23 protein-coding genes are annotated in these 20,707 nt (G+C 64.8%); 3 read left to right on the plus strand and 20 right to left on the minus strand.

Annotated features, from left to right (window positions below; translation table 11 throughout):
* Positions 1-5: 5 nt before the first annotated feature.
* Positions 6-929, minus strand: coding sequence for a division plane positioning ATPase MipZ (locus tag WDM24_RS24090; RefSeq protein ID WP_166296977.1), 924 nt, complete (start codon positions 927-929; stop codon positions 6-8).
* Positions 930-1,210: 281 nt separating this feature from the next.
* Between WDM24_RS24090 and panC the strand changes: the two genes are divergently transcribed.
* Complete coding sequence (panC, locus tag WDM24_RS24095; protein ID WP_338827272.1) at positions 1,211-2,062, plus strand: pantoate--beta-alanine ligase; 852 nt, start codon at positions 1,211-1,213, stop codon at positions 2,060-2,062.
* A 68-nt stretch (positions 2,063-2,130) separates the two neighbouring features.
* On the plus strand, positions 2,131-2,883 hold the full coding sequence (locus WDM24_RS24100) for a hypothetical protein (RefSeq protein WP_338827273.1): 753 nt from the start codon (positions 2,131-2,133) through the stop codon (positions 2,881-2,883).
* A gap of 14 nt (positions 2,884-2,897) precedes the next feature.
* Here the strand turns inward: WDM24_RS24100 and WDM24_RS24105 are convergent, their stop codons facing one another.
* The 5 genes from WDM24_RS24105 to WDM24_RS24125 all read right to left on the minus strand — a co-directional run bounded on the left by WDM24_RS24105 (position 2,898) and on the right by WDM24_RS24125 (position 6,236).
* Positions 2,898-3,338, minus strand: coding sequence for a DUF1489 family protein (locus WDM24_RS24105; RefSeq protein WP_024581318.1), 441 nt, complete (start codon positions 3,336-3,338; stop codon positions 2,898-2,900).
* A gap of 131 nt (positions 3,339-3,469) precedes the next feature.
* A complete protein-coding gene (locus tag WDM24_RS24110; protein WP_338827274.1) occupies positions 3,470-4,417 on the minus strand; it encodes a hypothetical protein in 948 nt (315 codons plus the stop codon).
* A gap of 153 nt (positions 4,418-4,570) precedes the next feature.
* Positions 4,571-4,774, minus strand: coding sequence for a hypothetical protein (locus WDM24_RS24115; RefSeq protein WP_018272021.1), 204 nt, complete (start codon positions 4,772-4,774; stop codon positions 4,571-4,573).
* 218 nt (positions 4,775-4,992) lie between these two features.
* Positions 4,993-5,361, minus strand: coding sequence for a YidB family protein (locus WDM24_RS24120; RefSeq protein WP_166205628.1), 369 nt, complete (start codon positions 5,359-5,361; stop codon positions 4,993-4,995).
* Positions 5,362-5,579: 218 nt separating this feature from the next.
* On the minus strand, positions 5,580-6,236 hold the full coding sequence (locus WDM24_RS24125) for a glutathione S-transferase family protein (protein WP_338827276.1): 657 nt from the start codon (positions 6,234-6,236) through the stop codon (positions 5,580-5,582).
* A gap of 136 nt (positions 6,237-6,372) precedes the next feature.
* Here WDM24_RS24125 and WDM24_RS24130 point away from each other — a divergent pair, with 136 nt between their 5' ends.
* The gene (locus WDM24_RS24130; RefSeq protein WP_166296985.1) at positions 6,373-7,050 is read left to right on the plus strand and encodes a DUF599 domain-containing protein; all 678 of its coding nucleotides are present in this window, start codon (positions 6,373-6,375) and stop codon (positions 7,048-7,050) included.
* Between the two features lie 14 nt (positions 7,051-7,064).
* On the opposite strand, the gene WDM24_RS24135 is transcribed toward WDM24_RS24130, so the two are convergent.
* The 14 genes from WDM24_RS24135 to WDM24_RS24200 all read right to left on the minus strand — a co-directional run bounded on the left by WDM24_RS24135 (position 7,065) and on the right by WDM24_RS24200 (position 20,681).
* Positions 7,065-7,958 carry a hypothetical protein gene (locus WDM24_RS24135; protein ID WP_338827279.1) on the minus strand — a complete coding sequence of 298 codons (894 nt, stop codon included), beginning with the start codon at positions 7,956-7,958 and terminating at the stop codon, positions 7,065-7,067.
* Between the two features lie 134 nt (positions 7,959-8,092).
* Positions 8,093-8,272 (minus strand): hypothetical protein, encoded by a 180-nt coding sequence (locus WDM24_RS24140; RefSeq protein WP_029083270.1) that lies wholly within the window; start codon positions 8,270-8,272, stop codon positions 8,093-8,095.
* A 189-nt stretch (positions 8,273-8,461) separates the two neighbouring features.
* Positions 8,462-9,247 (minus strand): aldo/keto reductase, encoded by a 786-nt coding sequence (locus WDM24_RS24145; protein ID WP_338827280.1) that lies wholly within the window; start codon positions 9,245-9,247, stop codon positions 8,462-8,464.
* Positions 9,248-9,316: 69 nt separating this feature from the next.
* Complete coding sequence (locus tag WDM24_RS24150) at positions 9,317-10,666, minus strand: cytochrome-c peroxidase (protein WP_338827281.1); 1,350 nt, start codon at positions 10,664-10,666, stop codon at positions 9,317-9,319.
* A gap of 24 nt (positions 10,667-10,690) precedes the next feature.
* Positions 10,691-12,385 carry an alkaline phosphatase family protein gene (locus tag WDM24_RS24155; protein WP_338827283.1) on the minus strand — a complete coding sequence of 565 codons (1,695 nt, stop codon included), beginning with the start codon at positions 12,383-12,385 and terminating at the stop codon, positions 10,691-10,693.
* Positions 12,386-12,607: 222 nt separating this feature from the next.
* Complete coding sequence (locus WDM24_RS24160) at positions 12,608-12,823, minus strand: hypothetical protein (protein WP_338827285.1); 216 nt, start codon at positions 12,821-12,823, stop codon at positions 12,608-12,610.
* 49 nt (positions 12,824-12,872) lie between these two features.
* A complete protein-coding gene (locus WDM24_RS24165; protein WP_338827287.1) occupies positions 12,873-13,166 on the minus strand; it encodes a YrhB domain-containing protein in 294 nt (97 codons plus the stop codon).
* Between the two features lie 36 nt (positions 13,167-13,202).
* Positions 13,203-14,087, minus strand: coding sequence for an alpha/beta hydrolase (locus tag WDM24_RS24170; RefSeq protein WP_338827289.1), 885 nt, complete (start codon positions 14,085-14,087; stop codon positions 13,203-13,205).
* A 29-nt stretch (positions 14,088-14,116) separates the two neighbouring features.
* Complete coding sequence (gene hydA, locus WDM24_RS24175) at positions 14,117-15,529, minus strand: dihydropyrimidinase (RefSeq protein WP_338827290.1); 1,413 nt, start codon at positions 15,527-15,529, stop codon at positions 14,117-14,119.
* The gene (locus tag WDM24_RS24180) at positions 15,529-16,293 is read right to left on the minus strand and encodes an aspartate/glutamate racemase family protein (RefSeq protein WP_338827291.1); all 765 of its coding nucleotides are present in this window, start codon (positions 16,291-16,293) and stop codon (positions 15,529-15,531) included. The genes hydA and WDM24_RS24180 overlap by 1 nt, the downstream gene beginning before the upstream one ends.
* Positions 16,290-17,093 (minus strand): GntR family transcriptional regulator, encoded by an 804-nt coding sequence (locus WDM24_RS24185; RefSeq protein WP_338827292.1) that lies wholly within the window; start codon positions 17,091-17,093, stop codon positions 16,290-16,292. Before WDM24_RS24185 ends, WDM24_RS24180 begins: the two co-directional genes overlap by 4 nt.
* Positions 17,090-17,884 (minus strand): maleate cis-trans isomerase family protein, encoded by a 795-nt coding sequence (locus tag WDM24_RS24190; RefSeq protein ID WP_338827294.1) that lies wholly within the window; start codon positions 17,882-17,884, stop codon positions 17,090-17,092. Before WDM24_RS24190 ends, WDM24_RS24185 begins: the two co-directional genes overlap by 4 nt.
* A gap of 154 nt (positions 17,885-18,038) precedes the next feature.
* Positions 18,039-19,343, minus strand: coding sequence for an MFS transporter (locus WDM24_RS24195; protein ID WP_338827296.1), 1,305 nt, complete (start codon positions 19,341-19,343; stop codon positions 18,039-18,041).
* A gap of 1,017 nt (positions 19,344-20,360) precedes the next feature.
* Positions 20,361-20,681 carry a helix-turn-helix domain-containing protein gene (locus WDM24_RS24200; protein ID WP_175619304.1) on the minus strand — a complete coding sequence of 107 codons (321 nt, stop codon included), beginning with the start codon at positions 20,679-20,681 and terminating at the stop codon, positions 20,361-20,363.
* Between the last annotated feature and the right edge of the window lie 26 nt (positions 20,682-20,707).

Genomic DNA, 20,707 nt, shown 5'->3' on the forward strand with positions numbered 1-20,707 from the left:
GATCGCTAGCTGCCGATGATGTCGTGGACTTCCAGCGGCTTGTCGACCTGGCTGAACCATTCCGCCCGGTTGGCGGCCCGGCGGCGGCCGCGCTCGTCGAGCGGCAGCTTGAGCTGGCGTAACAGGCCCATCACCTCCTCGCGCGCGGTGACGTGCCCGAGATTCGGGCGGGTACCGAGCGTCGCCTCGTCGATGTCGTCGAGCGCCGTCAGCCCGCGCGGGAAGAATTCGCGATAGACCACCCGCTCGGCAAAGCCGTCGACCGAACGGAACCCGAGCCGCAGCGAGAGCTGCTTGAGGCCGTCGGCAACCAGCTGCTTGTTGCGTGAGCCGAGCATCGACAGGCGGTTGCGCACCACGATCCAGTCGGTCGAGGCGCCGTCGAGCTGGCGGCGCTTGCGTCTGGTGTCGCGCACCATCTCGGCATAGTGGCTCTCGCCGGTCACTGCATAGGTCGCGGCATCGACGGTGCCCAGCACGTCGAAATCGAGGAAGCTGTCGTTGATCGGCGTCACCAGCGTGTCGGCCATCGAATGCGCGAGCCGCATCAGGTAGCTGTCCGAGCCCGGCGTATCGATGACGATGAAATCATAGCCACGTTCCACCGCGCTCACGGCTGCCATGAACTGCTGGAACTCGGCGTTCTCGTTGTCCTCGATCTGCATCGTCTCGCCGTACTTGATGCAGTGGTGCGCCGGGAGTTCGAGATCGAGCCCGGAGCGCCGCGCCCAAGCCTGGCGATTATTGATGTAGCGGGTGAAACTTTGCTGGCGGCAATCGAGATCGATGCTGGCGACGCGTTGTCCGGCCTTCAGGAGCGCGACGGCGATATGCAGGGCGGTGGTCGACTTGCCCGAACCACCCTTCTCGTTGCCCAGCACGATGACATGTGCGGAGCCGGACTGACCCTGACTAGCCTGCACCAACATGATTCAAACCCCGGCGATGATCTTCAAATCGCGCACGGCTGCGGTCAAGTGAAATGCATCACCGCGAGAGGAAATCAATTGCAGCCGTCCTTAATGATGAATCGATCAGGCAAGATGGCTGCGTCGATCGGCGGCATGACTTGCGTAATACGCGCGCGTCCGGGATCGGGTAAGGCTGGTCGCGACGCGACGGTTTGCCGATAGCGGTGCGGTCTTGATAAGCTGCGCCACCCGCCGAACCGCAAACATCCCACCCGGATCGCCCCACGAGTTGAGACCAGATGCCGAGAAATCCCACCGTCGTTCGTACCGTCCCTGCCCTTCGTCGCGCCCTCGACGCCTTCCGCGCCAAGAAGGCGGCCGTCGCGTTGGTCCCGACCATGGGAGCCCTCCATGACGGCCATGTGTCGCTGGTGCGGCTTGCCAAGCGCCGCGCCAAGCGGGTCGTCGTCTCGATCTTCGTCAACCCGACCCAGTTCGCGCCGACGGAAGATTTCGGCTCCTATCCGCGCACCTGGAAGGAAGACGTCGCCAAGCTCGCGGCCGAAGGCGTCGACCTGATCTGGCATCCGGAGGTGAAGGCGATGTATCCGGACGGCTTCGCCACCAGGATCGTGCCGGAGGGTCCGGCCACCGCCGGACTCGAGGATCGCTTCAGGCCGCATTTCTTCGGCGGCGTGGCCACCGTGGTCGGCAAGCTGTTCACCCAGGTCCGGCCCGACGTTGCGATCTTCGGCGAAAAGGATTTTCAGCAGCTCCGGGTCGTCACCCAGATGGCTGTTGACCTCGACCTCGGCGTCAAGGTGATCGGGTCCAGGACGGTGCGCGAACGCGATGGCCTCGCGATGTCCTCCCGCAACGTCTACCTCTCGGCGGAGGAACGGCGCACCGCCCCCGAGCTGCATCGGGTGATGAAGGAAACGGCGGGCCGGCTGCGTGCCGGCGAGGACACCGCAACCGCGATGGCCGCCGGTGCCGCGCTGATCACCAAGGTCGGCTTCGTGCTCGATTATCTCGAGGTTCGTCACGCCGCCTCGCTGGCGCCGATCGGCTCGCTGAAGGACGGCCCGATGCGGATGCTGGTGGCGGCACGGCTCGGCAGCACACGCCTGATCGACAACATCGCTGTGTAGCCATGGTGGGTTGAGCTTGCTCCGATGCCGCGACGCAGGGATGATCGCGCCTTTCAGGGGCGGTCGGAATGACTGGTTACTTCAAGCACGGCATTCTGCTCGGCATCGCGCTGCTGGCCGCGGGCCTGGCGCAGGCGCAGACCCGGCCACCGATTGGCGGCATCGGATCGGCGCCGGATGCGATGATCTTCTATGTCGCCCATGGCGGCCCCGATGCCTGCGGCCCGGGTTGTTCGGAGTGGATCGCGGCCGAGGGCGTCATTCAGTTCGATACCTTCAAGCGGCTAATCGCGATCCTGGACCGGCAGGCAGGCCGCAAGCTGCCGGTCGTGATCAATAGCCGGGGTGCGTCCAACCTCAACGTCGCGGTCAGTCTCGGCCGGATCCTGCGCGACCGCGGCATCGATGCCATAGTTGCAACCACGGAGGTCGAGGCTTGCAGCGGCAAGTCCGAAGCCGACTGCTTCGCGCTCAAACGGCCGGGCGGCCCGCTGGACGCCAAGGAAAATGTCTCCAGGATCGTCTGCGACCTCGCCTGCGCGCTGATGCTCGCGGGCGGTGTGCATCGCACGCTGCCGCCCGACAGCCATGTGGTCGTGAGCGGCATGTCGATCCATCACCGCATCGCGCCGAACGTCTCCGAAGAACGCCGTGAGGGCCTTACCGCGCTCTATACCAAGCAGTACCGCACGTATCTGCGCGAGATGGGCGTCGGGGAAGACCTGATCGATATGATGGAGCAAAGTGCGGCGGCCGCACAGAACATCGATGTGCCACCGTCCGAATGGACGCGGCTGCATCTGACCACAGCGCCACTCTAAAGCAATCCGATTGCTTACAGCAATCCGAGGTCGCGCAGCTCGCGGCGCATCGGCTCGGGCATCGACGCCACGCTGGCCGCGCTCGATTTGGTGAGATCTGCCGGCGCGGAGTCCGCGGTCAGATAACGCCAGCCCTGGAACGGCCGCATCGGCCGCGGCGAAACTGCGATCACCTTGGGCTGCATGACCAGCCGGCAGCGTCCGATGCCGTCCTTGTCGCGGAATGGCTCGATGGCAATGATCTTCTCGCGCGCGGCGATCTCGCCGCGGATCACCCAATAGAGCGAGCCGCCGGCAAGGAGCTCCTCCTCGCGCTTCGGTGTCATCCGCGTGATGTGGACGTGACGGAGCGGCAGGCCCTTTTTCTTCGCGGTCGCCATCCGTTCGGCGACCCAACCCTTGAGTTCCTTGACGGAGTCGCAACCGACGGCGAGCTTGATGAGATGAAGCGGCATGCGCCGGATGTAGCGGCCGGCGCGCACTTTGAAAAGGGAGCGCTATCCACGGCGGTGGATATCGGGATTTACTGCGCGAAACAGTGCAATGGCGACGGCTCAGGCCGCGGTCATCGCGCTCATCATCACGCCTATTCCTGGCCCTCGGCCGCCGCCGGCGCACTCGCAGCGGCGGGGGCCGCAGGCGCGGCGGAAGCCGGCGCGATCTGGACCGGGCGCTTCGCCGCCGGTGGCCGCTTCGGAGCGGCAGGCGGTGCGGCGGCAGCACGGGCGGCCGGCGGCGGAGCCGCGGCAGCCGGCTTCGTCGACGGTTCAGGCGTCATGATGCTGACCGGCGGCGTCGACGCCGCGCTCGGGAACTCGGCGTTGGTTGGCCTGCCCGTGGGTATCGACTGCGGCAGCGCCGCGACCAGACCGGCGGCCGACGGCTGGCCGGCGGGCGCGTTCCAGGACGAGGCGTAGCGCGTGACCAGGTTCTCGTAGGTGCGCTCGTTCATGTTGGCGATGATCTGATGATTGTCGCCGAGCGAGCGGAACGCGGGGCACGCGGTCGGTGTGCAGTGGTCGCGCGCCATCAGCGCATAGGCGACCAGGCCGTAACGGTCATGCTCGATGGCGCGGCGCAGTGCCTGCAGCTCGGTGGTCGCGTTGCGCTCCGCCGTGGCGAGGTCGCCGAGCGCGGTCAGGCGCGAGACCTGGGCTGCCGCATAGCTGACTGCCGCCGCCGCGGTATCCGATGAGCCGAACAGCACCTTCTCGCAGGCATTGAGAACGGCATCTCCCGCGAGGTCGTCGACGCAGGCCAGCGCCGGCACCGTCTGGCCGGTCAATTGCGCCGTGCGTGTCTCGGCCGGCGACGCCGTTCCGCCCGGCCCGAAGCCGCGGATCGTCGCGGCGACCGCAACCGCGATCGACAGCAGCGTGATGACGGTCAGCGCGCCGTTGGCGACGGATTTTTCCGCGCGCAGCAGCGTGACCAAAACGACCACCCCAAAGAACCCGGCGGCGGCCAAGGTCAGCCACATCGGGAAGGTCGGCGAGCGCCACACCTGATCCAGCGAAGTCCAAGCCCAGTTCATGCGCGATGTCCCTCAACGCAGCGTAAGCACAATCGGCGACGGCCAACGCCGCCACCCCGGCACTCGACCTTCAGCAGAATGTGTCTGCGAACAGGGCCTTTTGACGGCGACGGCGCGGAACCCGCTCCAGCCACCGGCTTGCGCACAACTCCATCAGGACAGCGCGAGCTGACTCTCCTTGGCCACCCGTTCGAACGCTTCGGTCGAGCTCTTGATTCGATACTGGCAGTCGTCACCATCGGTCGGCAGCAGGCGGATCACCTGGTAGGTGCCGCTCGCGGCGGGGCGCGCCACATTGCTGGCCGTGAAATAGACGGTCTCGCCAATCGAGTACTTATGCTTCAACGCCCTCTCCATTTTCTTAGAGATTGCTGGCTGAGCTGACAGTCCCGATAGCTCTGGCCGGCATTTTGAGAACCCTGCGGCAACCTAGCACAGGGCAGGGCTCAAAATCCAGCAACATTGGGGCATGGCAAAGGTACCATTTTTGCAGGTTTTTCAGGGCGATAGGCAGCAATTTATGTGCCAGCCGGAAATTGCCCGCAGACCCGGCCGAAACCGGGTTCCACCGTCCCTCAGGCGGTATGCGGCAGCTTGCCGTTGGGGCTCGCGCTGTCGACCGCCGTCGGCAGTTGCTGGGCCAGCACCTTGGACAGTTCGTCGACCGGAATGTTGAACTTGGCGGCAAGCTGCCTGACGGTGTCGCTGCCGAGCACCTCCTGAAGCTGTTCGGCCGTGATCGGCAGGTTCTGGCCGGTGCCGATCCAGGATTTGACCTGCTCGCCAAGGCCGGCCTGCTGGAGCTTGGCGACGATCGCCGACAATCCGCCCTGCCCGCCATTGCCCATCACCTCGCCGAGCACGACGGGGATCACCGCCGCCCCGAGCTGGCCAAGCATGCCCTTCAACTCCGGCGAGTTCTCCAGGGAATCCAGAATGCCCATGGTCTAAGTCCTTTCACGACTTGCAAAACCGGTTCTTCGGATTCGACGTCTTCGGCCCCGCGGCGTCAAGCCGCGATCTTTGCCGCCGCTGTCACATTTCGGAAGCGCAAGGAGCGTTTTCGAGCGAAGTGGACACCGGTTCGCGTGAAGAAAACGCCTCAAAACAAGAATCTAGAGCTTCGGTTCTGCTTCAATCAGAACCGAAGCTCCAGACGCAGTCAGGCGTCCTCGAATCGATCGATCCGCAGCGTCTCGGCGAGGCCGTCTCGCGTCCATTCGGCAAACGCCGGAAGCGACATCATGGCATCGACGTAATGCTGCGCCTCGGCCCTCACCGGGATCGCGTAGGTGCGGAAACGATGCACCACGGGGGCGTACATCGCGTCCGCCCCGGAAAATGCGCCGAACAGGAACGGGCCCTGCTTGCCGTAGCGCGCGTGGCACTCGGCCCAGATCTCCTGGATCCGCGCCACATTGGCGCGCGCATCGTCCGACAGCGCGACAGCACGGATCGGACGGTGCAGGTTCATGCCGCACTCGCTGCGCAGCGGCACAAAGCCCGAATGCATCTCGGCCGAGATCGCGCGGGCATGCGCGCGCGCGGCGCGATCCGCAGGCCACAGCTTCGCCTCGGGAAATCTTTCGGCGAGGTATTCGATGATCGCCAGCGAATCCCAAACCGTGACGTCGCCGTCGATCAGCGTCGGCACCTTGCCGGCCTTGCTGAAGCTCAGGATGCGGTCCTTGTCGGCCTTGTTGTCGGTGTAGAGCGGAATGAAGACTTCCTCGAACGGGATGGCGTTGGCGCGCAGCGCCAGCCAGGGCCGCATCGACCATGACGAATAGTTCTTGTTGCCGATGACGAGCTTGAGCATGTCCGGAGAATCCTGTTGTCACCGCATGTTGCCATAGTGCATTGCACGCGTTCAACCTGTACATGACGCGGAACGCCGCGCGGCGCGGCAGCCGCGCATTCACAGAGGCAGCCGCGCGTTCACGAAGGAAGGCACCATGACCGGCTATTGGGCCGACATCCTGGCCGTCAGCTTCTTCGCGCTGGAATGGCTGGTCTACGCCATCACGCTGGAGCACAGCGCCTATGGGCGCGACAGCCTGTCGGCGCGAATGCATGTCTATCGCGAGATCTGGGTGCGCAATCTACTCAATCGCGAGGCGCGGATGGTCGACATGCAGATCATGGCCAGCCTGCAGAACGGCACCGCGTTCTTCGCCTCCACCAGCCTGATCGCGATCGGCGGCGGGCTGGCGCTGCTGCGCGCCACCAACGACGCGCTCGCGGTGCTCGGTGCATTGCCGGTCGACCTCTCGCCCTCGCCCGCTCTGTGGGAGATCAAGTGCATCGGGCTGATCCTGATCTTCATCTACACGTTCTTCAAATTCGCCTGGGCCTATCGCCTGTTCAACTATGTGGCGATCCTGTTCGGCGCGATGCCGCCGGCCGGTCAGCGCGACACGCCGGAGGCCGAGGCCCATGTGGTCCGCACCACGCGGCTGTTCGAGACGGCGGGCCGGCACTTCAACCGCGGCCAGCGCGCGTTCTTCTTCGCGCTCGCCTATCTCGGCTGGTTCGTCAGTCCGTGGGTGCTGTTCGTCACCACCGCCGCCGTCGTGATCGTGATCTGGCGCCGGCAGTTCGCCTCGAATGCCTGGCAGGCGATGGGAAGCTGACGCTCGTCCCTGCCCTACGACGCGAAGTCGCGCGGCGTGAAGTCGAGGTCGAGCACCTTCCATTCGCCGTAGCGATCCCTGGGCAGCATCGCATAGGGCTGGCAGGCCTCCAGCGCATCGGTCGCGCTCTTCAGCAACAGCGGCCCCTTGGCCGACGCGCTGGCCTCGATCAGCAAGGGCGATGAGGCGAGCTTGCCGTCGGGCTTCATGAACACCCTGAGCTTGACCCTGACGTCGTCGCCACTGCTCAGCGTCGGCGGCAGCTTCATGCAGCTCTTCAGATGGCGGCGGAATTCGGCTGCTACGCTGGAGCCGACGTCGGCCTTCTCGGTCGCCGCCGCGTCGAAATTGTCCTTGCCGGGCCCGGGGCCGGCCGGCGCGTCAGCGGGCGGCTGCACGGAGATGTCGGGCGGCAGGCCAAGCATGACGTTGTATTTGACCGAGAGATCCGGCTCGGGCTGCACATAGGCCGGTGATGCCGGCGGGGCCGGTTGCTGCGGCGTCGGCGGAGGCGTCGGCGGCGCGGGCGGGACGGCCGCCGCCGTCTGCTGCGGCGACGGGCTGGGCTTGGGCGCCGGCGGGCTCGGCTGCTTCTGCGCGGGCTGCGGCGCGTTCTGTTGCGGCTGTGGTGCCGGCGCCTGCGCGGAGGGCTCCGGCTTGGCGGTGTCGATCGGCTTGTCGAGCGACGGCAATTGCAATTCGGGCGTCGGCGACGGGCTCGGCACCGGATCGGGCTCGGCCTTGATCTCGGATTTGGCGACCTCCTGCGGCGTCACGATCTCGACCGGCACCGTGTCAGCGGCGACGGGATCGAACTGATGGACCTCCGAATAAAGGAAAATCAGCGCGAGCAGCATCAGGTGCACGAACACCGACGCCATCAGATCCGCGTTTGGCCGAAATTTCATCCCACTCGATCACGTCGTGATGCTCCCCTGCCCGGCACCATAGCGGGCAATCAGGACCGGCCTCAATCCCATTCTGGTTCGGGCGGCGGATCCCGGCCGGGAGCCACCGCCCATCATCAGCGCGCAGCAACGTCTCAGTAGCACGCGCGGTTGCGTGTCCTGCAGGGGCGGTTGTTGGCTTGCCCGGTCGTTTGCCCGGCCTTCTTGGCACCGGCCTTCGGCGGGTTCTGCTGGGCGACCGCATCAGTCACTAAAAGCGGCGCCGTTACAGCACCCGCGAACAGAATACTCAAGAGAACGACTATGATTTTCATCGAAACCTCCCTTGAAAATGTCGGCCGGGAAAATCGAGCAAAAGAGATCGGCCGCAGCAAGGCGAACGGAAAAGGATTTCGAAGTCAAGGTATTTTGGAACCAGAGATTGCAGGCAGGGCCGAAGACCAGTCAGGCGATGCAGCGGGTCACCCGGTGGCCGGGCAAGGCGCCCATGCGCAATGCGCCGATCATCGCGCGTTGCCGCTGCCGATCGCCGAAATCTCGCGCATGTCTTCATCCGACAATTCGAAATCGAGGATGTCGATGTTTTCCTGGAGCCGCTCGAGCTTCGAGGTGCGCGGGATCGCGGACACATTCTGTTGCAGCAGCCAGCGCAGGCAGACCTGGGCAGCGGACTTGCGATAGCGGTCGCCGATCCGCCCCAGCGCACGGTCGCCCTTGACCCGCCCCTTCGCGATCGGGCTGTAGGCGACGAAGCCCATGCCATGGCGCGCGCAGGCTGAGATCACACCGGTCTGGTCGAGATAGGGATGGTACTCGGACTGGTCGCAGGCGAGCGGCTCGGGGCACGCCGCCACCGCCTCCTCGATCAGCGCCACGCTGAAGTTCGACACGCCGATATGCCGCGCCAGTCCCGCCTGCTTGACCCGCGCCAGCGCGCCGAGCGTCTCGGCCAGCGGCACATGCGGATTGGGCCAGTGCAGCAGCAGCAGGTCGACCTCGGTCAGGCGCAGCCGCGCGAGGCTCTCTTTGGCGGAGCGCTCGAGATCCTTCGCCATGAAATGCGTGGTCCAGACCTTGGTGGTCACGAACACGTCGTCGCGCTTGATGCCGGAGGCGCGCAGTCCCTCGCCCACCTCGCGCTCATTGTCATAGATCTGGGCGGTGTCGATGTGGCGATAACCGAGCCGCAGCGCCTGCTCGACGATGCGCGCGCAGACCCGCCCGCGCAATTCCCACGTGCCGAGCCCGATCGCGGGGATCATGACGCCGTTGCCTTCGACAACATTCATGCGGCCATTATGCGCGCATGACGACAGCCTGCCAACTCACCTATCGGTTCCGCAGTCGGTCGCGACGGCTTACCGCTCCACCTGGTAGCCGTCGGTCAACGTCTTCAGGAAGGCGATGATGTCGGCTTCCTCCTGCGCCGTCATCGCCGGCGTGTCGCCCAAATGGCGCTCGAACGGCGGATCGCTGACGTCGACATTGCCATGATATTTTTCCGGCAGGTCGTCGTATTTCCGTACTGTTCCGTCGGCTGCACGCGGATACACCTTCTCCGGATTGGTGTCGCGGAAATTATAGAAATCGAGCACCTGCTCGAGGCTGTTGAACACGCCGTTGTGGAAGAACGCGCGGCGCCTTGCGGTGTTGCGCAAGGTGGGCGTCAGAAACATCCCGCAATACTGCGTCTGCTCGGCGACGTCGGTGCGCTGCGGACCGCAGACCCCGAGGTCGAAATAATTGGCATCGGCGTTGCCGGCGAGCGCGGCATTGCGCGGCGCGCCGAGCGCCTCATACTGATGGTCGGTGAACAGCGGCGGCAGTCCGTCACGGGTCGGCGCCGAGGTATGGCAGCCGGCGCAATTGGCCTTTTCGGGATCGTTGAACAATTGCAGGCCGCGCAGCTCGGTCTCGCTCAGCCGCGCCTTGCCCTCCAGCCAGTAGTCGAACTTGCTGGTGTAGGGATGGAAGCTCACCTCCTCCACCTGATAGCGCGCCACCGCGAACATCGCCTCCGCGACCAGGAGCCGCCTGTTGTCGAAGATGCCGGCGCCGAACAGCTCAACGAAGCGCTTGGCGTAGGGCTCGCGGCGCAGCTTGTCGGCCACGATGTCGAGGCTGCCACCATCCATCTCATTGGGGTCGAGCAGCGGCATGATCGCCTGATCCTGCAGCGTGTCGGCGCGGCCGTCCCAGAACAGGCCGCCCTGCGGCACGATGTTCGCTGCCGACGCGGCGGTCGCGGTCGCGGTCTTCTTCGCGCGCGCGGTCTGCTGGCCGAGCGCCGCCATCTGCGCGAGGTCGACGACGTTGTCGTCCTCGTCCTTCTCGGGGCCGATGCTGAAATTCGGGTGACGTTCGAGATAGGTCAGCGACGGAACGGCGCGCGCGCCCTGCCGCTGCAGCGTGCGGCCGCCGAGCATCACCGGGCCATCATTGGGCGGGCCGTAGGCGTGATCGGGGCTGTGGCAGGAGGCGCAGGACAGCGCGCCCGACGAAGATAGCGAGGCGTCGTAGAAGAGCTCGCGGCCGAGTTGCGCCATCGCCGAGAGCGGCGCGACCGGCGGGCGCACGAGCCGGACCGGATTGGGATTGGCTCCCGGAAGCTGGCTTGCATCCGGAAGCTGCTGCGTCTCCACCGCAGCGACAGCGCCGGCCATGCAAAGCAGGCCGGCGCCGAGGAGCCACAAAGTGCGGCCGTTCATCTGACGTCCCGTAATCCGAGCGCGTTAGTGATGATGGTGGTCGTCGGGCGGGCTGACGATCACGGTGCCGCTGGTCGGATCGAGGAACAGCGCATCCTGCCGATCGTCGTGGTCGTGACCGCGGCCGTGATCGAAATCGAACATGTCCGCGATCGATTCGACGCTGTCGTCGAACGCGCCGCCGCCAAGACGCTGGCCGTGCAGCCAGTTGTCTTCGATGAAGCGAACCACGGAGGCCTGCGAGATGCGGGTGTGGCTGACGAAGTTCCTCTTGGCGAAGGGCGAGATCACCAGGAACGGGACGCGGGTGCCCGGTCCGCAGCGGCCGTTCACCGGCTTGCCGTCGAGGCCCTTCGGCTGCGTCTGCTTGCCGATACCGCGGCCGCACTGGCCGGGACCGTTGATCTGATCGGCGGTCGGATCATACGAGGCGCTGGTCGGCGCGACGTACTGGTGGTCGTACCAGCCGTCGGAGTCGTCATAGGTGATGATGACCGCCGTCTCGCCCCACTCCTTCTGCTTCTGCAGGAAGTTGATCAGCTCGACATTGCCGGCCTGCTCGTCGAGCGGATCGGAGTTGCCGGGATGACCGTCCTGATAGGCCGGCATCTTGATGTAGGAGACGGCCGGGAAGTTGCCGGCTTTCACCGAGGCGTAGAAGTCGTCGAGATCGTAGGCGTGATTGGCCGGATCGACGGCCTTGCTGCCGGGAACGTAGGTGTGGCCGACGGCGTTCACCGAGCTCGGCCGCGCATGGGTCGGGTTGGCGGTCGACTTGTAGTACTGGAACCAGGCGTGGTGCGGGATGTAGTCCACGATCGTGCCGTTGACGTTGCTCGAGAAGGTGCTGCGGCCGCAGTTGGTGGTGCCGTTGGTGTTCTTGAGCGTCAGGTCGAAGCCGCCCATGAAGCTGCCCCAGCTGATCTGCTCGGCATTGAGCAGGTCGCCGATGTTCTTGCTGGTCATCAAGACCTGGCTGGTCGTGCTCGAGCAGGAGTCGTAGGCAGGATCGGTATCACCGATCAACGTCAGGCCGCCTTGGCCATCGGCGATCGACGATGACGTGCCGACGATGTTCTGCGCACCGTTGGTCTGACCGGAAACCACCTCGAGCGCGCCGGGCGTCGACGGACCAAAGGTGTCGGTCCAGTGATTGTCGCTCATCGCGAAGTTCTGGGCGTAATTCCAGAACGCGGTGACGGTGTTGCCGTCGAAATAACCCATCACCTGCCCGTTGGTGCCGAAGGCGCCGACGCCGCCGGCAGTGCCGCGACCGGTGAATTCCGGAAACAGGTCGTCCTTGCCGTTGTCGACCGCCTGCTGCTCGGGCGTGTAGGAGTGGTTCTGCGAGCGCGTGTTAGCCTGGGTGCGGTCGAGGCGGAACGGATTGGTCGCGCCGGTGCCGTTGGCCGGATTGGTGTTCGGGTTGTTGGTCAACAGATTGGCGTTGGCGAGGTTGTTCACCTTCGGCGTATGCGGCTTGGCAACGAACGGAATCGAGCCCGACGGATTCGCCGCCTTCGGGTAGGTCGCGAAGTAATGATCGAACGAACGGTTCTCGTTGAAGATGACCACGAGATGCTTGATCGGCGTGGCCGTGTGGATGTCATGCGGATGACGATGATCGCGGTCGTGATCGTCTTGCGCCGCCGGAGCGCTGCTCGCGATCGCCGCGGCGACCACACAGAATCCGACCGTTGAAAGGAATTTCGCCTTCACTTCTTGCCCCATTTTTTAAGGATTTATGACGTCGACATGCGACACATTAGCCAGCGCGCGTAACAGCTCTGTGTCGGTTTTGCGATTGCCGCATCATCGCGACATAATCGTCCCGCGTTCGATTCACGCGGCGGTTGCAGCGCGCCCGAACGGATATTGAATCGATGTCATTGAAGCGATCGCTGCGTCGATGACGCCGGCAAGCACGATCGTCAGATCAATTCATTTGAACGACTTGATATCGTCATATCCATAGAATTTTGGGTTAGCCAAAATTTGATTGACCAGCGACTCCGCCTGGCTCTCCAGGTCAAGCTGCGTCAAAATCTCAATCGTCTTCGATCGATCCGCCGCATGGACCGCCTTGTCCCATTCCGCCAGCCGCCCGGAAACGACGATCCGTTCGTTCAACGTCATGCCAGCGTATGGTGATTGCATATTCCGGCTCCGCGGACGCAACTCGTCGACGTCATAGGAAACCACATGGTTATCCGCGTTCTTTCAGTTTCCCTTCGTACTCCGCCAATATGATTTCGAGCGGAGCGGCGCTTCCAAAAAAATCGACTTCGCCAGTCGCCTTGTTGACGAACACGGGACCATTCCCGGCAAAACGATGCATAAAGATGCCCGTCTCAAGAAACTCCTTAGACTGGTAGAAGAAAATCCATCCAAAGGGCTTCTCGATAGTGGAGCTCTCCACGACGACGTACTGAACATCGTCAGGCGATCTCAGCTCCAGCTGCTTCGAAACGAGTTCGAGTGCTTCTGATATTCGCAGCATAACTTTGCCTCGGCCATCTCGTTGGATACTCGATCCTTAATCCTTCATGCCCGTGATCGAGGCACTCACCGCTCTGGGATCGCGCTGCGGCCAGCGGCCGCTTTCGACCTGCGAGAGGAATTCGCCGACGATCCGGTTGTATTCGTCGGGCTCTTCGATGTTGATGGCGTGGCCGCAGTTCGGTATCACCGCGAGCGCCGCCGACGGGATGCTCTGCTTCATCAGGATGCCCGGCAGCAGGCACGGCCAATCCTCGTCGCCGGTGATGATCAGCGTCGGCACATTGATGCGCTTCATCTCGTCGACCAGCGTGTACAGCGAGGGACGCTCCTTCTGCACGCCCTGCTGGGTGTTGGCCGATCCCACCGCCGAGTGCTCGGCCAGCATGGCCTTGAACTCGGCGTGGCCGCGCGGGTCCTTGTTCTCATACTGCACGCGCGTCGGGCCGTACGCGTAGCGCTCGGCGAAGGCCGGCATGCCTCCTTTCCGGATCATGCCCGCGATGATGTCGGCCTCGGCACGAAACGTCTCGCGCTTGTCGAGCTCGGCGCCATAACCGCAGCCGCCGATACACAGCGACAGCGCCCGCGTCGGATGGCGCAGTCCGAAATGCAAGGTCGCGAAGCCGCCCATCGAGAGACCCACGATATGCGCCTTCGGCGCGCCGATGTGATCGAGCACGGCCAGAATATCGTCGGCGGCGCGCGCCTGCGAGTAGGACGCGACCTGCTCCGGCACGTCAGACGGCGGAAAGCCGCGCGCATTGTAGGCGACGGTGCGGAAGCGCTTGCCGAAATGCCGCATCTGCGGCTCGTAGCTGCGCAAATCACCGGCGAACTCGTGCACCAGGATCAATGGATGGCCCGATCCGGTCTCCTCGAAATAGAGGCGGACGCCGTCATCAGTTGTTGCGTAGGGCATGGTGGTCTCCTGCCTTCTTGCTTTGGGTGTTATGGGATGGTTGCTCCCGCCGGCGGCTTGGCGCGCGGCAAATATGTGCCGTGCTCCTTGCTGCCGACAAGGGCGCCGTCGTCAACGACGACCTTTCCGCGCACCATGGTCAGCACCGGCCAGCCGGTGACCTCGAGCCCTTCATAGGGCGTGTAGTCCGCGCCGTCGTGGATCAGCTCATGGCGGATCGTCACCTTGCGCTTGGCATCCCACAGCGCGATGTCGGCATCGGAGCCGACCGCGATCGTGCCCTTGCGCGGATAGAGGCCGTAGATCCTGGCATGGTTGGTGGCGCTGAAGGCAACGAAGCTGTTGAGGTCGATACGGCCCTTCACCACGCCCTCGGAAAACAGGATCGGCAGCCGCGTCGCGACGCCGGGGATGCCGTTCGGCACCCAGCGGAAGCTGGTGCGCCCTTTCGGCGCGAGCTTGCCTTGCGGGTCGTCGTAGCGGAACGGGCAATGATCCGACGAGAACACCGAGAACACTTTCTGCTGCAGGCCTTCCCAGCACGCCTTCTGGCTCGCGAGGTCGCGCGGCGGCGGCGAGCAGACGTATTTTGCGCCTTCCATGTTGAGCTGATCGAGATCCTTCTCGGTCAGCATGAGATATTGCGGACAGGTTTCGCCCATCACACGCAAGCCCCGCTGCTGCGCGCGCCGGATTTCCTCCATCGCCTCGCGGTTCGACACATGCACGATCATGATCGGCACATCGACCAGCTCGGACAGCGAGATCGCGCGATGGGTGGCCTCGCGCTCGACCGGGATCGGCCGCGAGGTCGCGTGGAAGCGCGGCGCGGTGTTGCCAGCGCGCTCCAGCCGATCGGTGAGGAAGCGGATGGCGTCGAAATTCTCCGCATGCACCATCAGCATGGCGCCGGTCTCACGTGCCACCGACATGGTCTCGAGCAGCTCGCGATCCGACAACGCCAGCCCCTCATAGGTCATGAAGACCTTCAGCGAGGTGTAGCCGTCCTCGACCAGCGCCGGCAGCTCCTGGCCCAGCACATGCTCGGTCGGATCGGTGACGATGAGATGGAAGGCGACGTCGACATGGCATTCGCCCTCCGCCAGCGCATGGTAATGCTTCAGCGCCTCGCGCAGCGTCTGCCCCTTCTCCTGCAGGCAGAACGGCAGCACGGTGGTGTTGCCGCCGAACGCCGCCGAGCGGGTGCCGCTGGCAAAGCCGTCGGCCATCACGATGCCGTCGCCGGACGGCTGGGCGAAATGGACGTGGCTGTCGATGCCGCCGGGCAGCACCAGCCGGTCGGTGGCGTCGATGATCTCGGTCGCAGCGCCGAGATCATGACCGAGCGCGGTGATCTTGCCGTCGCGGATGCCGACGTCACAGGCGAAGGTGTCGGCGGCGGTGACGACGGTGCCGCCGCGGATGATGGTGTCGAAGGACATCAGCGCGTCCCCTCCTTCGGTGAGCGGTGTTCGATGATTGCGGCAAGCGGCTCGGCGAGCCCAAGCGTCGGCTTGGGATCGGGACGGCGGTAGGTGCCGGCGACAGCCTTGCGCGGCTTCAGCACAGCAAGCGTCTCGGCCTGGCGCACCGCGGCCGCAACCGGATCGACCACCGGCACCGGAATGCGGTCGCGGACTTTTGCGGCCAGCCCGGCCAGCGGCGCGCCTGACAGAATCACGACGTCGGCCTTGTCCTGCTCTACCGCCTGGTTGGCGAGCGCGACCAGCAGCTCTTCCTTCTCGGCCTGTACCTCCGAGATCGACTGGAAGCTGCCATCGAGCGCGCGGATGCCGGCGCAGCGAGAGCTCAGCCCATGCATGGCGACGCATTCCTCGTACCAGGGTGCCAGCGCGCCGGCGAAAGTCACGATGGCAAACCGCCGGCCGAGCATGCAGGCGGTGAGCATCGCGGCTTCCGCGAGGCCGACGACGGGAAACGCAAACAGCTCGCGCGCGCCGAACAGGCCGGGATCGCCGAATGCGGCGATGATTGCGGCGTCGATGCCGGGGCCGGCCTCGGCCAGCATCTCCAGCGCGATCGCGCCGCCGATCTGCGCCTCGGCGCGGGTCGCGATATAAGGCACGCCGCGCGCGGCAGTGACCGGCACCAGCTCGGTACCGTCAGACGCCACCTTGCTGCCGGCGGCATGCAGCAGATCGGTCACCGCTGCCGTCGTGTTGGGATTGAGCAGCAGGATCTTCATGGCGCAACTTTCCTCGTCTTGCGGCCGCGTGGCTTCACGGGTGCGTCGGGCACGGCCGCTTCTTCCGGCGTATTGTCCAGCGTTTCGGCGACGATCTCGCCGGTGCGGCGGACGTGATGCGCCAGCATCTGCCCGGCTCGCGTCGCATCGCGCGCTTTCAGCGCGGCCAGTATGTCCTGGTGCTCGCGCACCGATTCATCCCAGCGCCCGAGCACCGACAGCGCGAAGAACCGCGCCCGCTCGGCCCGCGCCAGCAGCGCCTCATGGGTTGCCTTCAGCACCGCATTGCGGGCAAAGCCGACGATCGCCGAATGGATCTGCTGGTTGACCTGGAAATAGTCGCGCAGCTCACCGCGGCCGTGATGCCATTCGATCTTGTCCTGCAGCGCCTCGAGCCGTTCGAAATCGGCGCCCTCCATGCGCAAAGCGGCGAGTTCGGCAGCGCAGCGCTCGATGCCGCTGACGGCTTCGAACAATTCGGTCAGCTCGGCGCGGCGGAACGGCGCCACCACTGCGCTGTGGTTGAGCCGCAGTTCGACCAGGCCTTCGCTCGCCAATTGCTTCAGCGCTTCGCGCAGCGGGGTGCGCGAAATGCCGAGCGCGTCGGATAGGTCCGCCTCGCCCAGCGATTGCCCCGGCGCCAGCTCGCCGCGCACGATCATGGTGCGCAGCCGCGCCGCCGCCTGCTCATGCAGCCCGACCCGCGGCACGCGCAAGCGGCGCCGTTGCAGCGCGGTCATCGCGCGCTTGGGTTCCTTGTTGCGTCTGGTCGCCCTGACCTCGGTCTTGGCTTCAGTCACCGCTTGCCTGCATTGTCATGATTGGAGATCGCATCCTCGATCTGGATCGCGGTCGCCGCGCGCAGATCGGGGTTCGAGAACAGGCTGCCCCAGCTGCGCACGCGCGACGGATCGCAGGCGGCAGCTGCGAGGCATGCCCACAGCGTCACCGCAATCGAATCCAGCACGGGCACGCCATAGCCGCGCTCCAGCCGCTCCGCTGCACCGGCGCCGCGCATGTTGGTGCAGAGCACGACCGCGGCATCGCAGCCCTCGCGGATGACCTCCTCGATCAGGCCTGCGACCTCGGCCTCGCTGACCTCGGCAAAGGAGAAATTGTCCTGCAAGGCGAGATGCCGTTCGGCAAAGCAATGCAGCCCTTCCGAATTCCAGTTGGCGATGATGCGGTCCTGCACATCCCGGCGATACGGCGTCACCAGCCCGATGCGTTTGGCGCCGATCCGCCGCAGCAAATCGCGATAGGCCAGCACCGTGGTGCAGGCCTTGATGCCGGTCGCCGCGGTGATCTGCTCGCACAGGCTCTCGTCGCGATCGAAGCCGAGCCAGCTTGCCGAGGTGCCGTTCCAGGCGATGACGCCAACCTTGGCATGCGCCAGCAAGTCTGCCGCGCGAAGAATCTCGGTGGCGTCGAACTGGCGCAGGGCTGATTCCGACAGCGCGATCTCCGTCACCTTGAAGCGGGCGAAATGCGCCGAGACGTCGTCGATCCCGGCGAGCATCGCATAGGTGATCGGCTCGAGCGCGGTGTTCGACGACGGCGTCAGCATGCCGAGCCGGATAGGACGTGTCATGGACGGGCCTCATCAAGCGGCGCACCCCGTCGCGGGCTCGGCCGCATCCGTTCTAGAGTCTGTTCCGTTCCGATTGAATCGGAACGGGGCTCTAGATTCTTGTTTTGACGCGTTTTCCTCACGCGAACCGGTCTCCACTTCGCTCGAAAACGCTCTAGACCGGGAGCTTGCGGCTGTAGTCGATCAGGGTCGAGCAGATCAACAGCGCAATGCCCGCGGCGGCGAAATACATCAGGGCCAGGAAGTAGGAGCCGGTGGCCTGCACGATGAAGCCGACGATCAACGGCGTCGTGATGCCGGCGATGTTGCCGCCGAGATTCATGCAGCCGCCGAGGAAGCCGGACTTGCCGCGGCCCGCCAGCGCCGAGGGGATCGCCCAGTACATGCCGCACCAGCGCAGGAAGAACAGCGTCGTCGACAGCAGCACCACGACCACAACGGGATTGGTGACGTAGGCGACGAGGAAGATCGAGACGGTCGCCATGATCGCGGCGATGCCGAACAGGGTGCGGAACACGGTGTTCGGCGCCCCGCCCCGCTCCCGCCAGCCATCGCCGATCCAGCCGCCGACCAGTTCGCCGACGAAGCCTGCGAAGAAGATGATGAAGGAGGCGCCGCCCAGCGCCTTGATGTCGAAGCCGTGCACCTTGAACAGGTAGGTCGGCATCCAGGTCAGCAGGCCGTAGAAGGTGGTGTTGAAGAACATCCACCCAAGGCACATGCACCACACCGAGCGAAAGCGGAAATAGGCCACCCAGCTGGCGCCCGACGCGGCCGGCGTCGCCGCGTCCTCGATCGCATGCGCCGCTTCGAGATAGCGCGCCTCGGCCTCATTGACCGACGGATGCTCACGCGGCGCGTTCCGGATGTAGTACCAGGCCCACAGCCCGCACAGCATGGTGCCGACACCCGCGACGACGAAGGCGACGCGCCAGGAGCTGAACGCTGCCATCAGCCAGGCAATCACGATCGAGCCGAGCGCAGCGCCCAACGGCGCGCCGCCGTCCAGCAGAGTGGCCCCGCGGCCGCGCTCGGTCTGCGTCATCCAGATCGCGTTGAGCTTGCCGCCGGCCGGATAGATCGGCGCTTCCGATGCGCCGAGCCCGAGCCGGGTCAACAGCAGCAGCATCCAACTGGTGGACAGCGCCGCCAGCGCCTGGAAGAAGCCCCAGAATAGCGTCGCCAGAGCGATCACGATGCGCGGCTTGAAGCGGTCGGCGAGCATGCCGCCGGGCACCTGCATCAGCGCGTAGGTCCAGAAGAACGAGCTCAGGATCAGGCCCTGCATCGCCGGATCGATGTCGAACTCCTTGGCGATGACCGGCATCGCGACCGAGAGCGAGGCGCGATCGATATAGTTGATCGAGATCAGGAACAGCATCAGCAGGAAGATCTTCCAGCGCACGCCGGAAGGCTTCGCCGTATCTGCCATTGCGATGGTGGACACCTGATCGCTCATTGCTCGCTCCTCTGCCGGCAGATTGTAGTGTGCCCCTGGCACTACCCTCGTCATCGAAGGTCATCGGCCTCTCCTGCCCCGCGCAAAGTCTGCTTCAAGCCGCGCGAGGCGACAAGCACATTTTGTATTCTGCATGCAATTCATTGCAATACATTGATATCATAACATATTTTTCTATTGTAGCATTGCGATTGAGCAACCGGTGATGAGGGATTGGGCGCGAGCCACTTCGTTTTTTCCGAATTTACTCTTGACGTGGACCCCAACTCACCGGTCTAATGCCGGCGTCTCACCCGATTGAGGGGCGCTCGCGATCGTCACGAACGTTGCGGTGAGATGCGGTGGACGCCGATTGCGCAACTGACGAGGACGCAAGAGGCGGACGGCGAAGTCGTGCAGGCCTGACGCCCTAGCGGCAGGTGTCCTCTCGTAAAGCGCGCAAGCGTTTTTGCGAGGGCGGTGACAAGCAAGCCCAGTCTCGCCGGGGCGAGCACGTATAAGCCGTAAAACCATCGCGCAGGGAAAGCCGGAGTTCCCGGTTACACCTGTGGTCCTACCCCTGTGCTTTTTTGTTGCACAGGGCCCATGGGTGCGATCGGCACCCGGCTTTCCCTGCGCCCTCTGTGTGAGATGAGGGCGGAACAAAGAGCAAAGCTCGGACAGATCATGTCGCGAGAATGCGGATGTGTGAATCACAAACAGCGCCGCATACTCACTGTCGTCCCGGCGAAGGCCGGGACCCATAACCCCAAATGCGAATCGTTGTGCAATGCTGGAACGACGCGTCCCGTTCACAACAATTGCTGCGGCGTATGGGTCCCGGCCTTCGCCGGGACGACACCGACATTGTGGCGCGAGAATGCGAAGCTTCGTCCTCACGCACATTTCGCCCGGCTCGACCCGGCGATCCAGTACGCCGCGGCCTCTCATATTGAACTCGAACGTCTCTGGAATACTGGATCACCCGCTTGCGCGGGTGATGACACCGAGGGTGGGGCGACTGCGCTTTGCAGCAGCTCACGCCGCCGTCGGCTCGCTCGACAGCGCGGCGAACACCGTCTCCGGCGAATGGGCGATCACGGCGAGCAGCGCGCGGGCAGGGCCGCGCGGGGCGCGCTTGCCCTGCTCCCAGTTGCGGATGGTTTCCACGGGCACACCGAGCTTGGCGGCGAATTCGAGCTGGGTGAGTTGGGCGCGGCGGCGCAGATCCCGCACGGCCGGTTGCGTGGCCGAGGGCTGCATCGCCGGCACCGCCGGGTGTGCGGGCACGAGCGGGATTTCCTGTCCGTCGCGCAGTTCGACGATCCGTCCGTCCGCCTTGAGCCGCAAGCGCTGCATGATGGCCCCCGTAATGGCCCCCGTGG

The organism is Bradyrhizobium sp. 27S5, assembly GCF_037217225.1.
Taxonomy (GTDB): Bacteria; Pseudomonadota; Alphaproteobacteria; order Rhizobiales; family Xanthobacteraceae; genus Bradyrhizobium; species Bradyrhizobium septentrionale.

Excerpts from the sequence above, each read along its gene's own strand:
- WDM24_RS24090 (WP_166296977.1), bottom strand. The coding sequence starts at position 929 with ATGTTGGTGCAGGCTAGTCAGGGTCAGTCCGGCTCCGCACATGTCATC.
- panC (WP_338827272.1), top strand. The coding sequence starts at position 1,211 with ATGCCGAGAAATCCCACCGTCGTTCGTACCGTCCCTGCCCTTCGTCGC.
- WDM24_RS24100 (WP_338827273.1), top strand. The coding sequence starts at position 2,131 with ATGACTGGTTACTTCAAGCACGGCATTCTGCTCGGCATCGCGCTGCTG.
- WDM24_RS24105 (WP_024581318.1), bottom strand. The coding sequence starts at position 3,338 with ATGCCGCTTCATCTCATCAAGCTCGCCGTCGGTTGCGACTCCGTCAAG.
- WDM24_RS24110 (WP_338827274.1), bottom strand. The coding sequence starts at position 4,417 with ATGAACTGGGCTTGGACTTCGCTGGATCAGGTGTGGCGCTCGCCGACC.
- WDM24_RS24115 (WP_018272021.1), bottom strand. The coding sequence starts at position 4,774 with ATGGAGAGGGCGTTGAAGCATAAGTACTCGATTGGCGAGACCGTCTAT.
- WDM24_RS24120 (WP_166205628.1), bottom strand. The coding sequence starts at position 5,361 with ATGGGCATTCTGGATTCCCTGGAGAACTCGCCGGAGTTGAAGGGCATG.
- WDM24_RS24125 (WP_338827276.1), bottom strand. The coding sequence starts at position 6,236 with ATGCTCAAGCTCGTCATCGGCAACAAGAACTATTCGTCATGGTCGATG.
- WDM24_RS24130 (WP_166296985.1), top strand. The coding sequence starts at position 6,373 with ATGACCGGCTATTGGGCCGACATCCTGGCCGTCAGCTTCTTCGCGCTG.
- WDM24_RS24135 (WP_338827279.1), bottom strand. The coding sequence starts at position 7,958 with ATGAAATTTCGGCCAAACGCGGATCTGATGGCGTCGGTGTTCGTGCAC.
- WDM24_RS24140 (WP_029083270.1), bottom strand. The coding sequence starts at position 8,272 with ATGAAAATCATAGTCGTTCTCTTGAGTATTCTGTTCGCGGGTGCTGTA.
- WDM24_RS24145 (WP_338827280.1), bottom strand. The coding sequence starts at position 9,247 with ATGAATGTTGTCGAAGGCAACGGCGTCATGATCCCCGCGATCGGGCTC.
- WDM24_RS24150 (WP_338827281.1), bottom strand. The coding sequence starts at position 10,666 with ATGAACGGCCGCACTTTGTGGCTCCTCGGCGCCGGCCTGCTTTGCATG.
- WDM24_RS24160 (WP_338827285.1), bottom strand. The coding sequence starts at position 12,823 with ATGCAATCACCATACGCTGGCATGACGTTGAACGAACGGATCGTCGTT.
- WDM24_RS24165 (WP_338827287.1), bottom strand. The coding sequence starts at position 13,166 with ATGCTGCGAATATCAGAAGCACTCGAACTCGTTTCGAAGCAGCTGGAG.
- WDM24_RS24170 (WP_338827289.1), bottom strand. The coding sequence starts at position 14,087 with ATGCCCTACGCAACAACTGATGACGGCGTCCGCCTCTATTTCGAGGAG.
- hydA (WP_338827290.1), bottom strand. The coding sequence starts at position 15,529 with ATGTCCTTCGACACCATCATCCGCGGCGGCACCGTCGTCACCGCCGCC.
- WDM24_RS24180 (WP_338827291.1), bottom strand. The coding sequence starts at position 16,293 with ATGAAGATCCTGCTGCTCAATCCCAACACGACGGCAGCGGTGACCGAT.
- WDM24_RS24190 (WP_338827294.1), bottom strand. The coding sequence starts at position 17,884 with ATGACACGTCCTATCCGGCTCGGCATGCTGACGCCGTCGTCGAACACC.
- WDM24_RS24195 (WP_338827296.1), bottom strand. The coding sequence starts at position 19,343 with ATGAGCGATCAGGTGTCCACCATCGCAATGGCAGATACGGCGAAGCCT.
- WDM24_RS24200 (WP_175619304.1), bottom strand. The coding sequence starts at position 20,681 with ATGCAGCGCTTGCGGCTCAAGGCGGACGGACGGATCGTCGAACTGCGC.